This window comes from Secundilactobacillus silagei JCM 19001 (assembly GCF_002217945.1).
GTDB classification, from domain to species: domain Bacteria; phylum Bacillota; class Bacilli; order Lactobacillales; family Lactobacillaceae; genus Secundilactobacillus; species Secundilactobacillus silagei.
In genome coordinates, this window is sequence record NZ_BCMG01000006.1 from 100,472 (window position 1) to 112,878 (window position 12,407).

15 protein-coding genes and 1 riboswitch are annotated in these 12,407 nt (G+C 45.1%); of the genes, 1 reads left to right on the forward strand and 14 read right to left on the reverse strand.

The window, feature by feature from the left end:
- Window positions 1-30 precede the first annotated feature (30 nt).
- A complete protein-coding gene (asnB, locus tag CES79_RS06850) occupies window positions 31-1,935 on the reverse strand; it encodes an asparagine synthase (glutamine-hydrolyzing) (protein WP_054654325.1) in 1,905 nt (634 codons plus the stop codon).
- A gap of 242 nt (window positions 1,936-2,177) precedes the next feature.
- Here asnB and CES79_RS06855 point away from each other — a divergent pair, with 242 nt between their 5' ends.
- The gene (locus CES79_RS06855) at window positions 2,178-2,414 is read left to right on the forward strand and encodes a hypothetical protein (RefSeq protein ID WP_054654327.1); all 237 of its coding nucleotides are present in this window, start codon (window positions 2,178-2,180) and stop codon (window positions 2,412-2,414) included.
- Window positions 2,415-2,687: 273 nt separating this feature from the next.
- Here CES79_RS06855 and CES79_RS06860 read toward each other — a convergent pair whose 3' ends face one another.
- The 13 genes from CES79_RS06860 to CES79_RS06920 form a co-directional block, all read right to left on the reverse strand.
- Window positions 2,688-2,954 carry a hypothetical protein gene (locus tag CES79_RS06860; protein ID WP_054654329.1) on the reverse strand — a complete coding sequence of 89 codons (267 nt, stop codon included), beginning with the start codon at window positions 2,952-2,954 and terminating at the stop codon, window positions 2,688-2,690.
- Window positions 2,955-2,960: 6 nt separating this feature from the next.
- Entirely contained in the window at window positions 2,961-3,353 is a 393-nt protein-coding gene (locus tag CES79_RS06865) for a hypothetical protein (RefSeq protein ID WP_054654331.1), read from the reverse strand.
- A complete protein-coding gene (locus tag CES79_RS06870; RefSeq protein WP_054654333.1) occupies window positions 3,334-3,549 on the reverse strand; it encodes a hypothetical protein in 216 nt (71 codons plus the stop codon). Before CES79_RS06870 ends, CES79_RS06865 begins: the two co-directional genes overlap by 20 nt.
- A 113-nt stretch (window positions 3,550-3,662) precedes the next feature.
- Window positions 3,663-4,571, reverse strand: coding sequence for a helix-turn-helix domain-containing protein (locus tag CES79_RS06875; protein WP_089136721.1), 909 nt, complete (start codon window positions 4,569-4,571; stop codon window positions 3,663-3,665).
- A 24-nt stretch (window positions 4,572-4,595) separates the two neighbouring features.
- On the reverse strand, window positions 4,596-4,928 hold the full coding sequence (locus tag CES79_RS06880) for a metal-sulfur cluster assembly factor (RefSeq protein WP_054654335.1): 333 nt from the start codon (window positions 4,926-4,928) through the stop codon (window positions 4,596-4,598).
- Window positions 4,929-5,114: 186 nt separating this feature from the next.
- Window positions 5,115-6,092 (reverse strand): polyprenyl synthetase family protein, encoded by a 978-nt coding sequence (locus CES79_RS06885; protein ID WP_054654337.1) that lies wholly within the window; start codon window positions 6,090-6,092, stop codon window positions 5,115-5,117.
- A gap of 322 nt (window positions 6,093-6,414) precedes the next feature.
- Window positions 6,415-6,765 carry a hypothetical protein gene (locus tag CES79_RS06890; protein ID WP_054654339.1) on the reverse strand — a complete coding sequence of 117 codons (351 nt, stop codon included), beginning with the start codon at window positions 6,763-6,765 and terminating at the stop codon, window positions 6,415-6,417.
- Window positions 6,766-6,853: 88 nt separating this feature from the next.
- On the reverse strand, window positions 6,854-7,411 hold the full coding sequence (locus CES79_RS06895) for an ECF transporter S component (RefSeq protein WP_089136722.1): 558 nt from the start codon (window positions 7,409-7,411) through the stop codon (window positions 6,854-6,856).
- 18 nt (window positions 7,412-7,429) lie between these two features.
- On the reverse strand, window positions 7,430-8,704 hold the full coding sequence (locus tag CES79_RS06900; protein ID WP_054654343.1) for an acetylornithine deacetylase: 1,275 nt from the start codon (window positions 8,702-8,704) through the stop codon (window positions 7,430-7,432).
- Between the two features lie 88 nt (window positions 8,705-8,792).
- Window positions 8,793-8,894: riboswitch (TPP riboswitch) on the reverse strand.
- 69 nt (window positions 8,895-8,963) lie between these two features.
- A complete protein-coding gene (locus CES79_RS06905) occupies window positions 8,964-9,668 on the reverse strand; it encodes an SDR family NAD(P)-dependent oxidoreductase (RefSeq protein WP_054654345.1) in 705 nt (234 codons plus the stop codon).
- Window positions 9,669-9,807: 139 nt separating this feature from the next.
- Complete coding sequence (locus CES79_RS06910; protein WP_089136723.1) at window positions 9,808-10,698, reverse strand: polysaccharide deacetylase family protein; 891 nt, start codon at window positions 10,696-10,698, stop codon at window positions 9,808-9,810.
- The gene (locus CES79_RS06915) at window positions 10,679-10,984 is read right to left on the reverse strand and encodes a hypothetical protein (protein WP_054654347.1); all 306 of its coding nucleotides are present in this window, start codon (window positions 10,982-10,984) and stop codon (window positions 10,679-10,681) included. The genes CES79_RS06910 and CES79_RS06915 overlap by 20 nt, the downstream gene beginning before the upstream one ends.
- A gap of 2 nt (window positions 10,985-10,986) precedes the next feature.
- Complete coding sequence (locus CES79_RS06920) at window positions 10,987-12,201, reverse strand: glycosyltransferase (protein ID WP_089136724.1); 1,215 nt, start codon at window positions 12,199-12,201, stop codon at window positions 10,987-10,989.
- Window positions 12,202-12,407: the final 206 nt, after the last annotated feature.

A 12,407-nucleotide genomic window follows, 5' to 3' on the forward strand; every position in this document is an offset into this window, starting at 1 on the left:
TTCAGCCGGTTTCATATTGAAATGTGCAGTTTAGTTAGCGACTGGAATCTTGTCGATATCCGTCCGGTGAACCTTGCTGATCGTATCTGCAGAAGTATCTTCTGGGAAGTAAACTTGATACCAGAGAATAAAGGTGTAGATCGTGAAAATCTTTTGCATCGATGACTTACCGTTGATATGTTCTTGCAAAATATCAAGTAAGGCATCGGTGTTGAAGAACTTCTTAGCAACGTCCGAGGTAAAGGCCTCTTCGATCCGTTTACGGTACTTATCTTCCTTGATCCAGCTAGCAATTGGAGATGGGAAGCCCATCTTTTCCTTCTTCGCAATTCGTTCTGGCAGTTCAGATAAGGCAGCAGTTCGCAGAGAAACCTTGGTTTCAGTACCGCGAATTCTGGTCTTAATTGGCATGGTCGAAGCAAACTTAGCGACTTCTTTATCAACCAACGGTGTCCGAACTTCCAATGAATTACACATGCTCATCCGGTCAGCCTTGTGCAAGATATCATAAGGCAGCCAAGTGTTGATGTCAAAATACTGCATCTGCGTCATTTCATCTTTGCCCTTAACGTCATCGAAGATATGCTTGGTGTATTCACCAGCATCCCGGTTCAGATCAGGGTTCTTCAAGATCTTTTCACGATCGTGGTAATCAAAGACGTAGTTGACCCGATAGTAGCGTTCACTCAACGGTTCAGCACCACGGACTAAGAAACGGCGGCCATGGAATCTTGGTAGGTTAACCACGGCTTTAGCCAATCCCTTACGGACAAACTTTGGCACGTATTTTTGATAGCGTTCGAACGGCTTAGCTTCCAAGTAAGTGTTGTAGCCACCAAAGAATTCATCGGCACCTTCACCTGACAAAGCAACCTTCACGTGTTGACGAGTCCCCTTTGACAGGTAGTACAGCTGCATGGCTGAAGGGTTCGATAATGGTTCATCCATGTAGTACATAATGGTTGGCAAGATGTCGAAATAGTCATCACCAGTCATGGTCAACGGTGTATTTTCCTGCTTGATTTCCTTAGCAAATTCCGTTGACCAGCTCAATTCACTGTACTTTGAGTTATGGAAGCCCAAAGAAAATGACTGGATGGGCTTTAACTTAGCGGCTTCGTTTAAAACGTAGCTGGAGTCGATCCCACTGGATAAGAAGCTGCCGACTTCAACATCGGCGATCATATGCGCATCAACTGATTCGTCAACGAGCTTACGGATTTTCTTCGCGTCGCCTTCGATGGTTTGGTTCTCATCGATATTGTCATAGTTGAACTTGTAGTATTCATGGGTTTCGGTATGGCCGTCAGCCTTATGAATAAAGTAGTGGCCAGGCATCAACTTGAAGACGTTCTTAAACATCGTGTCTTTTGAAGGAATAAATTCAAAGCTCAAATGAATTGCTAACAGGTCTTCGTTGAATTCCTTCTTGAAGTTAGGATGTTCCAAGAACGCTTTGATTTCAGAAGCCCATAGGAACGTCTTGCCGTCATCGTAATAGTAAAGTGGCTTGATACCAAAGTGGTCACGGGCACCAAAAACTTCGCCAGTCTTAGAATCATAAATAGCAAATGCAAACATCCCGCGTAAATGCTGGAGCAATTCTGGGCCCCAAGCATCGTAACCGTGGATCAAAACTTCTGAATCCACGTCGGTACGGAATTCGTAGCCTAAATCTTGCAGTTCTTTGCGAATATCTTGATAGTTATAAATTTCACCATTAAAAGTTAAAACTTTAGTTTGATCCTGGTTATACATGGGTTGCTTACCATGCGCAAGGTCAATAATTGATAGACGACGGAACCCCATTGAGACCTTGTCATCGTTAAAATAAGCTTCATCATCAGGTCCACGGTGACGAATCCGGTTGGCCATCTTCACGATCGTATCGCTAGGCACATCTGTCTGGTTGACGTAACCAACAAATCCACACATGTTGTAATCCCCTTTTTTAGCATTTATTTACCATTTCACGCGACGCATGATACGCGCCGATAGCACGTCTTAATTAATATAATGATATGAAAGACGTGATTTAAAACAAAGTATATTTTATCAAAAAAACCGCTGTAATACTAGGAAACATCGTGGCTTATAACGTTTTCTTTAAACTCCCAGCATGAAAGCGATTACGGGATGCGGTATAATGTAATTGAACCATGAATGGAGTGATTTTAATGGACAATCTTATATTTTTCAACCCTGGCGATTCAATTGCCAATTTTCATGACTATGATGAAGCGGTGAGGAGTGCCCAGATCTATCGCGAGAATCATCTTCAAGACGGCCATATTCTAGTTGTTAAGGGTATGGAAAGCCAAAAACAGTTCGATATTTTCCTGTCAGATAATGAAATTACCCACGACAACGAACTGGGTGAATCAAAACCTTATAAGGTGTCGAAGAAGTTTTAGGCAAGGTGCGTAAGTGAGCGTTTAGAGAGCGAAATGTAAGAGCCGAAGAGTGGAACCCCCGAACTTTGGGGTTTTACTCTTCGGCTTTTACATACAGCTCTCTGCTCACTGTAGCCCGATTAGGCAATGTAAACGAAAGAACGGAAACCGTGAACTTGGGGTTTCTGTTGCTCCTTCCTTGCATACAGCTCTCTGCCTGTTGTAGCCCGATTAGGCAATATAAATTTGACGATCTTAATATAACCCAATTAAATAATCTAAGTCCAGACAGCCTCAAAGCCCGCGCCGGTTTTGCGGCTGTTTTGCATACGGCAGCTGCATATTCTTACCGTTCGCACGGATACTTAAAAAGTGGTCCTGATCATACCGGACAAACGTGACCGGTGGCTGAACACTGAGTTGAGCAAATTCACTGGTCAGTGACAGCAAATCTTCACCACTAGCCGAAAGCTGGTAACCAATACTAGCGAAAAACAACTTAATTTCCGCTTTTCGATCCCGGATGTGTAATTCAGAAACATCACTGATCAGTAACTGCATCTCAGTTTAGACCCCTTTCGCTGGTGAATTGTCTTCAATGTAATCAATTGCCTGCAATAAGTGATCTTTAAACCCGATCAGATCATAATAAGCCATTGATTTCGTTGGGATTGAAACAATTTCACTTGATAAATCTAACAGCACTTGCAAATACCGCCGGTGCAGTCGCTGAGCTGCCAGTGGTTCTCGTCTGGACAATCGCTGATTAGCCTGATAATTATCCCGAATAGCACGCCGCAGCTGCTGACTTTCCAGCGTCACCAGTTCAAAATCACCTTGCTTACGCACCGCCTCTTCGACGTAAGTGATCTGCCAATGCCATTGCTGAAGCTGCATCAAAATCGCTGTTTGAGCACGTTGGTAGTTACTAAAATCAACCTTATTTTGGTCGGTTGGCAAGTGCCTGCCGTCCCTTTTCCGTTAACCCATTAATATAGGGATCAGCATCAATGTAACCCGCATCGATCAATGGTTGCGGATCGCCGCCAATCGCGTTGTCACAATAATCCACAAAGTGCCGTGTACTTGTCCCCGGTTCAACCTTACCCGAAGCAATTGCATCCAAAATATTATAATCCGTTACTGTTAATTCCATCAGAAAGCCTCCCAATTGTATTTAAATTGAGAATAGCTTAGTTTATTCCAATTCGCAAGTAATTAGACGCAAAACGCATGCCACGGTCATTTCACCACGGCATGCGTCTTCGATTACGGCGTTAGATCCACTAACGATTCACCCTTCTCATACCGGGTATTTAAGGCAGCGGCTTTAACCTCGATCACTTGATTTTCATTAATTCGTGCAAAGGCGAAAACTTCATTGATCAAACGTTCAATGACCGCCTTATCCTGTTTTTGTTCAATCGCATTTTTAGCGGCTAAGAACTTCAGTCGTGGCAGAAAATAGGTCACGTGATGCTGCGAGCACATATTAACCCCCTGCGCAACCAGTTTTTCACTGGCCGTCAGCTGGCCCACAGAATTGTAGTAACTCGCCGTAAAGAAGATCATTGTCAGCAGCCGCAAGTAATTATCGCCGACTCGGTTAAAGTAAAGTTTTTCATCCTTTAACACGTTGCGGATAAACGCATGGACTTTCTTAAAGTAGAAATTAGCGCGGTCCGTTTGTTTAAGCCGGTTATACATCACGCCAGAACCAACGTAAACCAGTTGGGTGAAAATGGTTTCGTGGGTCTCATCCAGATCATTTAAAATCTGTGAAAAATCGTACAGTACCTCTTCGGGGGGCTGATTGATCAACGCCCCCATCAAGCCCCGTAAGTAATAGAACTGCATTTTTAATAAAATCGAATCTAACTGCTGTTCATCAATCTTTGAGAGACCCTTTAAGACGCATTGATAATTTTCCATTACAAGATCGCGTTCAAGCGAATCCAAATTGGTCTTGAGCTGGTTAGCACTGATCTTATTCGATTCATTTAAATCATCAATGGAGAGGCCAATCCTAGCACAGAGCTTTGATAAAATTTTCAGCGATGGCACGTGGCCGCCACTTTCAAACTTACTCAGTGTCGACTGGGTACAAATCCCCTCACACATTCTGACCTGCGAAATGTGCAGCGATTTACGTCGCTCAACAAATCTTGCAATATCCATTAAAATCAACCCTATCCTTATCGATTACTCATGAATCCCTAAAGCGACCTTTGCAAACCGGCTCATCCGGTCAATACTCCACGCGGGTTCCCAGACCAAATCAATGTCACAGGTGTTGACGCCTTCTACTGAGGTCACCGCTTCGGAAATCGAGTCGGCGAGCAAATTCCCGATTGGGCAGCCCATGGTGGTCAAAGTCATCGTGATCACGCAGTTCCCTTTGTCATCAACGTTAATCTTGTAGATCAACCCTAAATTGACCATATCGATCCCCAATTCTGGATCGATCACATCTTCTAGTGCAGCGAGAACCTTATTTTCAACGGGTGATAATTTCTTATCCACTTCTTCAGACATATGCGTTGCCTCCTTGTAAGCGTGCCAAACATTACTGATTTTTCGGCACTATCGCTCAATAATTCTTCTGTTATAAATCATACCATAATTACGACTAATAATGAGGCTTCTAGGTTAAAATAGTCACATTTCACGGGCTCTTAACGGGATAATGTCAGCTCGCCACGGACTAATCGGCTCATCACCCTATTCATCTCGTTTCAGCAGCAGCTTCGTCAGCGCCTTTAAATCCGTCTTAACGGGATGCTCCGGTAGCTGATCAATAAGACTTAAAGCCTGCTGTGTCAGCTCACTAGCCCGATTTCGTGCTTGGTTAACGCCCTGATGCTGAACAACTAGCCGCTGGACAGTTTGTACATCAGTGACGGTCATCGCCGTTTTCTTATTGAGGTAGGGTTTAAAAGCGTCCCCGTCATTTTTCATCGCTAAGATCAGCGGTAGCGAATAAACCCCTTCCTTAAGGTCTTCCAAAACCGGTTTTTGCATCTTTTGCGACTGACCATCGTAATCGAGAATGTCGTCTAGGATCTGAAAAGCTTTGCCAATCGTCATGCCAATCTTACCGGCCAGTTCAACCACCCCGGTATCACATTGACTTAACACTGCACCTTGGCGACAGCTTAGCCAAAACAGGGTGGCTGTTTTACCGCTAATTTCACGAAAATAGTCCTCTTCAGACACATTACACTGATAGTTTAACTTCATCTGCTCCAGTTCGCCGATCAAAATAGTGCGCATACTATCGATATTTAACTGCAGTTCTGCCAGATCATGCGTCGTTTTCAAAACTTCATTAAAATAAATCGTGAACAGATAGTCGCCGGCATAAATCGCATTGCGGGAACCATATAGGGTATGGATCGTGGTCACACCACGACGCAGCGGTGAGTGATCAATAACGTCATCATGAATCAAGGTGGCCACGTGCAGCAGCTCCAAGGCAGCCGCACCCGCACGCAAAGTGGTGGCATCGTGCTGGTCGCCAAATTCACTAAACAGGTAAAAGAATCCGGGCCTTAATAATTTGCCGCCAGACTGCAGCAAAGCAACGATCTGTCGCTGAATGGACTGATTCGGTAACTTCACCGCTGCCAGCAAATAGGGCTGTAACTGGTCTAACTGCTGTTCAACTTGTGGAAACTGCTGCCAAATTTTATGAACCATCCGTCGCCACCCCCCAATTTAAACTAGCTGACCATAATTAACCGTTTTCATCATGTTATCACATGACCATCAAATAATAGCCAAAAGAGCTTGTGACTTAAGTTGATATTGGTAAGTATTTCAACTGACTTCTTAACTGAAACTAGCAAAAAAACGTCTATTTATTCAATACTTCAATATAGTCTAATCGCATGCCAAAACTCAGATTCCGGCCATTTAACCCCAAAAATGCTTATCCCGACAAAGTTCGCCGGAATAAGCATTTTTGGGGTTAAATTCTGGAATCTACCGAGTTTCGTCACAGCTTCTTCCGCAAATTCATTTAATCTGAAAGTGCCTTGATCTGATCTAAAACCTGCAGTAACTGTTTTTCAGCCTTTTCATAATCGGCCATCTGATTACCAAACTGCTGGTTGAAGCCTTCAAGTCCACCAGCCACAAAGGCATATTCGTATTGATATACCTGCTGATAAGCCGTGGTTAGCTGCGTCAGTAACTCAGACTGACTGGGCTCTGCTAACTGCAAAGCGAACTGAATCATCCGCAAATCAGTATACCCCAGTTCAAACTGAATTGCCCAAGCACGCATAAAGTCATGCTGCGCTTGAATGTGTAAGAAGTGATGTTCCGTATTCCAAGCTAACCGCGCAATTGAATCGTCAATTTTTAACATTTTCCATACCTCCAAAGTAGGTGACATTAACTTAACGCCTGCCTAAAAAATACGCAGTTTGGCGGTCAGATGCAACTATCTACACTTACTATTTTTCGGGCCCCAGATGACGTAAAGCATGGGCTCGGTCCAATAGCTTGAACACACTGTGAACGACGATCGTCCCAAAGAAGATCACTGAGATCAGCCGCACGGTAAATAACGCCACGATCATGCCAATGGAATAGTGGATGTAGCCGAGTTTGAACAGCTCATAGGTAAACGCCACGATCGTCGTTGTAATCGATGAGGTCAACAAACTAGCCCAGCCCCAGTTTTTGTACCGCCAGATGGCAAATCCCAGTTCACTGCCAATGCCTTGAACGATTCCTGAAAGCAGCGCAGCGATCCCAAAGGTCCCACCAAAGATAACTTCAGCAGCTGCCCCTAGCACTTCACCCACGACTGCCGCACCGGGAATCCGGGTCAAGTAAATGGCTAAGGGACCGGCCATGATCCAGAGGCCAAACAGGATTTCATTAGCGAAGGGCCCCACGGCTACCGATAAAATGTTGTACAAGTAATCGGTTCCCACAAAAATCGCCCCAAAAATCAACGCAATCATCGTAATCAGAATAATATCTTGAAGATGAAATTGTTTTTTCATTGTAACCTTTTCCTTTCGTTACTTAGCCTGTGAGCACCACGTTAATACGAAATCAGCCATGATCTTAGTGTAGTTGATCAACTGCGATAAACGCACCGTTTCGTTATCGCTATGCGCCTGCTGCATTTCACCGGGACCGTAAGTCACCGCTGGAATGTGGTAAAAGTCAAACCAGCCGCCATCTGACACCGAGGTGGACATATTGATCGTCGGCGCTTTGCCGAGCTGCTGTTCATGACTTTGCTTTAACAATTGAACTGCCGGTGATGACTGATCAATTGCCAGCGGTGGAAATATTTCACCCTTATCCACCAGCATGGAATCCCCACCCCAACTAAAAGTGGGTAACGTTTCTTTTAACCAAGGGTCCGCTTTGGCAGCCGCCGTCACCGCGGCTTCAATTTCTTGAGTCACCTGTTGAATAGTTTCGTTAGGGTAAAAATGCACGGTGATCCACAGCCGGCACTCATTAGCCACAAAGGCCGGGTGAATGCCGCCTTCAATGTAGGCCGGATTAATGGTATCCGTTCCCGCAGGAAAACCCGGATACTGTTTTGTCACTGCCCAGTAGTGTTCCAGTTTTTGAAGCGCTTCGATCACCACTGGCATCTTCTCCACCATGCTGGCCGCCTTCAAACCGCCGCCAGCGCGTAACATGTTCACCCGGTTACCATCATGGTAGGTGTGCGGACTTTTCAGCGTGATCCAACCGGTCACAACGCCGCCCTGGCCTTGAAACGCCAGGTCACTGGTGTCACCGACGACTGCGAAATCGGCCGTTTCACCCTGTTTCAGTAAGGTTTTCGTCCCGGCCTCCCCAGCTTCTTCACCCACGACCGACTGGAATAACAAATCACCCGGTAAGTGAATATCTAGCTGTTTCAAGAGCTGAAAGAGGTACAAGAAACAGGCTATCGCTCCCTTCATGTCGCTGACACCACGGCCATACAACTGGTCGCCTTTTTGAACTAACTTAAAGGGGTCAGTCTGCCAGCGATCACGATCCGTTAGCGCTGCCACATCCACGTGACCGTTCAGCAGTAGACTATGATGCTGACTGTCTTCACGCCCCCGTAATTTGCCCGAAACCAGCGCATCCTGATCGTAAAAGGCCTGCTGTTTAACTAAAAAGCCGGCTGCTGTTAACTGTTCCTTCACAAACTCCTGAACGTCCAGCGTATTTCTGGCAGGTGGCGACACCGTTTGAAACGCCACCAGCTGGCGTAAAATCGCCAGCAGTGTGGCTTGTTTCTCATCAATTGCTTGCTGTAACTTGGTTCTTGTACCTAACATTTGCTTCCATCCCTTCATGGTCAACTCAGCCACGAACCTGGATAAACTAAAAAGACCCTCGAAGCTAAACTTCGAGAGTCTTGTTGTGCACACGTTCAATCAGCTTTCCTACGTGAGTCTTAACTCTCAGGTTCAAAGGGTCTGGCAAATTGCCATCTCAGCTCCATCAAGAGCACCCCTAGCTTGTGGTCCTATCATGTCATAGTTAGTTGACGAATGCAAGCATCCACGGCTCTTTTCACAAAGAACCGTGAATGAATTATTCGCCACCCCTAATTTGGGGATAAATTTCAACAAACTCACCAGCGTGCTGACTGCCGTTTTCCAGATAAGGCAAAATCTTAGCCGCCACGTCATCCGGCTGGTGAAAACCTGGATAATCAGCATTGTCATTCAGATCAGTGGTGGTTGGCCCTGGGTGAATGCCAAAGACACTGACTGGCAGCTTTCCCTGTTTCATATCAATGGCTAAGGAGTCCGTGAAAACGTTCAGAGCAGCCTTTGAGGACTTGTACGCTAACGGATTCCAAATTGGATTGGCATCGGTTGGCATGGTGATATTCACGATGGTCCCCTGATTTTCAGTGATGACCGGCAATAATCCCCTAGTTAACTGGTAAACGCCTAAGAAATTAACCTGTAACGTTGCCTGTAAATCAGCAACGGTCAGCTCCCGGTTAGCAACTTCGCGGCCAGAAGTCCCGACATTATTGATCAACAAATCTAAATCACCATATTCAGCACAGATCTGACCAATTGCTGTTTCGATAGCAGTCGGCGCCGCCATATCGATCTGAACGAGATCGACGGCCCTTACACCAGCAGCTTGCAGTGTGGCAACCGCTTGAGAGCCACGGCTAAAATTCCTGACACCTAGTAACACATGTACCCCGTGTTGTCCTAAAATCTTCGCTAAAGCGTAGCCAATCCCTTTATTAGCACCCGTGATAAATGCTGTTTTCATGTTAAACGCTCCTGTCATTAATTCTAATTGACTTGCTGCAACTACTTGCTACTGTCTATTCTAATCCATAGACCATACTCTAGGGTAAGCAAAAATAAAAACCACCTACAAGGGTGGCTTTATTTTGAACCGTTTAAATTTACTTTTCAAGCCAATGGGAAATACTCGGCCAGCTGTTCTTGGTGATGATCATCCGCGGTGCTAGTTGAAGATCATTCTCATCAGTCACGATCCCGTTATTCAAGGTGTAAATCACCTTTAGACCAGGCTGATGCACTAAGAAGTTTTGAACGATCGGCGTCCCACTACCGTATGGATAAGTAAAGATGGCCGATGTATGGCCGGTCTTTTGCTTCATTACTTTTTGACTAGTGGCATAATCACTAGTGAATTTTGAATAGTTTTTCTTTAAGTTAAACGCCGGTGTGCCCTTGATCAGATAATGCATGTTATTAGTATGCACGCCTAACGTCATTTTAGAACCCGCCGACTGACGTAACTTCAAGATCTGCGGCCAAGTCGCCAACTGTTCTCCGCCAATGTAGCTCCCGGTATTGCCGGTAATAATTGAGGCGGTAAATGGATAACCGTAGTGTTTCATCACTGGTGCCGCATTTTCAGTCATCGTGCGATCAATATCATCAAAGGTCAAAACAACGTACTTGCCATGAATCGGCCGATTATTCTTTAACATCTGCGCCATTTGAGCGGTTGAAATCACTTTAATGTGGTGCTGACGTAAAAAGCGCATTTGTTTTTTAAATTCTGAAAGGTTCACGTTATACACGTGCAGTTGATTATTGGGCGTTAAGGCCTCAACGCTTTTAACCATCATATCGTTATTGTTTAGGATCCGGTGGTAGCAAAACACCATGATGCCGTTTTTAACCGTTGCATCACGGCTGGTCAGCGCGTAGTTTTCACGGCTGCCCAATTCAAATTTAGTACTCTTGCGGACGTTAACAGCAATTAAACCGATAAACACAACGATCATAATTCCTAACAACCACTTACGCATTGTCTTTGTCATTTGCTGCCGCCTTTCGCTTGAGATTTCGAATATGAACAACGCTATACAGCGCGACTAAACCGCCAATGATAATGATCAAATAACCTAGCATTTTATAAAGGTGAAACGAGAGGTTAAACAGTGAGTAGTTCACGACCAATGCATCCGAATAGATGCCAAAAATAAAACAGACGTTAATGGCTAACACGTAGATGGCGATGATCCACAATAAAATGAGCAGCAGCATCCGTCGTAACCGTGACCCCAAGGAGGTCTTTTTACGAATGACTAACTTATCTTTATCCATTTTTAGACCCCCCGATCTGGGCTGGCCCAGGTGCCCTTACGTTTGGGATCAAGGAAGAATGACCCCAGTGCCGTAATGCAGCTGACCAGGTTAACCGCCCAATAGAAAATAAAGTACATTGGTAACAGCAACAGATCTTGCCAGTCAATATAGCCTTGGCGCTGAGAACTGGTAAACCCAATGATAAATTGGACGATACTGATCAGGGTCAAAACAAATAGGATCCCGCCGTCTAAAATAAGAGCGTGAGCAAAGATCATGGTCAAGAAATACAGCACGATCATGAAAAAGCAGCTCAATGCCCAGAGGTTACTGACCACCATATCAATCAGCAACCACTGTTCAGCCAGCTTACCGGTAAAGATCAGCTGCCGGTTACGAATCAAAACTTCCAAACCACCACGAGCCCAACGGCGGCGTTGCCGAATCAAGGCTTTTAGATGTTCCGGCACCAAGATCCAGGACACCGCCTGCGGACAATAAGCAACGCGCCACTGGTGTGAATAGAGCTTCCAAGTCATATCAATGTCTTCCGTTAACGCCTCAACCGTCCAGCCCTTAACTTGCTGAATCGCTTGCTTGCGATACACCACGATCACACCAGAAACCGTTGTGATATGGCCCGTAATAAAGGACTGCCCCCGTTTGATAATGTCAATGATCCCGATGTATTCCAACAACTGCAACCGTCCCAGCAACGTTGTTCGGTTACGGACAACGGGCCGACCGGCAACCGCGCCGACTTTGGGATCGTTGTAAAGTGGCAACATCATCTGTTTCAAGGCCTTCTGATCAATGTAAGAATCAGAATCCAGACACAGTAAGTATTCACCAGCTGCACTTTTTAGGCCAACGTTTAGTGCGTTCGCTTTACCGCCGTTTTTGACGATTGGCACCACCTTGACCGGAAATTGAGTTCGGTACTGTTTCTGCAAGTCATACATGACCTTTAGCGTTTGATCAACACTGCCGTCATCAATTAAAATCAATTCAAGATTGTGATACGTCAAGTTGGCTACCGATTCAACCACTTCATGTAAAGTATCTTCCTCATTATGAGCTGGAATCAAAACTGAGACCAGTTGCTCCGGTTCCCCTTTACCGGGTTTTTTTAAAGGAATTTGGCGTTGTTGTACACCAAAAAAGATTGCACCCATGATCCACACAAGTGAGACGATCATTGGGTACAAAACTACAAATCCACTAAGTATATTCATCTAAAAACTCCCTTGGCGATCTTCTCGCCGATATCTAGCAACTTGTTAAATTGCTAATTCAATCTTCAGATATGTGTGCTCACACATCAACTTTCACATTGTACTGGGACAACCCCGGCCCGTCAACACTTGTTCTTTTATCCGTTTTCAACTGACCCGGATAAAGGTTGATTAATACCAGTAATGTAACCGTACCCATGCCCTTA

What these genes read in the sequence shown, in the direction of transcription:
- asnB (WP_054654325.1), bottom strand. Translation starts at nt 1,935, where the DNA reads ATGTGTGGATTTGTTGGTTACGTCAACCAGACAGATGTGCCTAGCGAT.
- CES79_RS06855 (WP_054654327.1), top strand. Translation starts at nt 2,178, where the DNA reads ATGGACAATCTTATATTTTTCAACCCTGGCGATTCAATTGCCAATTTT.
- CES79_RS06860 (WP_054654329.1), bottom strand. Translation starts at nt 2,954, where the DNA reads ATGCAGTTACTGATCAGTGATGTTTCTGAATTACACATCCGGGATCGA.
- CES79_RS06870 (WP_054654333.1), bottom strand. Translation starts at nt 3,549, where the DNA reads ATGGAATTAACAGTAACGGATTATAATATTTTGGATGCAATTGCTTCG.
- CES79_RS06875 (WP_089136721.1), bottom strand. Translation starts at nt 4,571, where the DNA reads ATGGATATTGCAAGATTTGTTGAGCGACGTAAATCGCTGCACATTTCG.
- CES79_RS06880 (WP_054654335.1), bottom strand. Translation starts at nt 4,928, where the DNA reads ATGTCTGAAGAAGTGGATAAGAAATTATCACCCGTTGAAAATAAGGTT.
- CES79_RS06885 (WP_054654337.1), bottom strand. Translation starts at nt 6,092, where the DNA reads ATGGTTCATAAAATTTGGCAGCAGTTTCCACAAGTTGAACAGCAGTTA.
- CES79_RS06890 (WP_054654339.1), bottom strand. Translation starts at nt 6,765, where the DNA reads ATGTTAAAAATTGACGATTCAATTGCGCGGTTAGCTTGGAATACGGAA.
- CES79_RS06895 (WP_089136722.1), bottom strand. Translation starts at nt 7,411, where the DNA reads ATGAAAAAACAATTTCATCTTCAAGATATTATTCTGATTACGATGATT.
- CES79_RS06900 (WP_054654343.1), bottom strand. Translation starts at nt 8,704, where the DNA reads ATGTTAGGTACAAGAACCAAGTTACAGCAAGCAATTGATGAGAAACAA.
- CES79_RS06905 (WP_054654345.1), bottom strand. Translation starts at nt 9,668, where the DNA reads ATGAAAACAGCATTTATCACGGGTGCTAATAAAGGGATTGGCTACGCT.
- CES79_RS06910 (WP_089136723.1), bottom strand. Translation starts at nt 10,698, where the DNA reads ATGACAAAGACAATGCGTAAGTGGTTGTTAGGAATTATGATCGTTGTG.
- CES79_RS06915 (WP_054654347.1), bottom strand. Translation starts at nt 10,984, where the DNA reads ATGGATAAAGATAAGTTAGTCATTCGTAAAAAGACCTCCTTGGGGTCA.
- CES79_RS06920 (WP_089136724.1), bottom strand. Translation starts at nt 12,201, where the DNA reads ATGAATATACTTAGTGGATTTGTAGTTTTGTACCCAATGATCGTCTCA.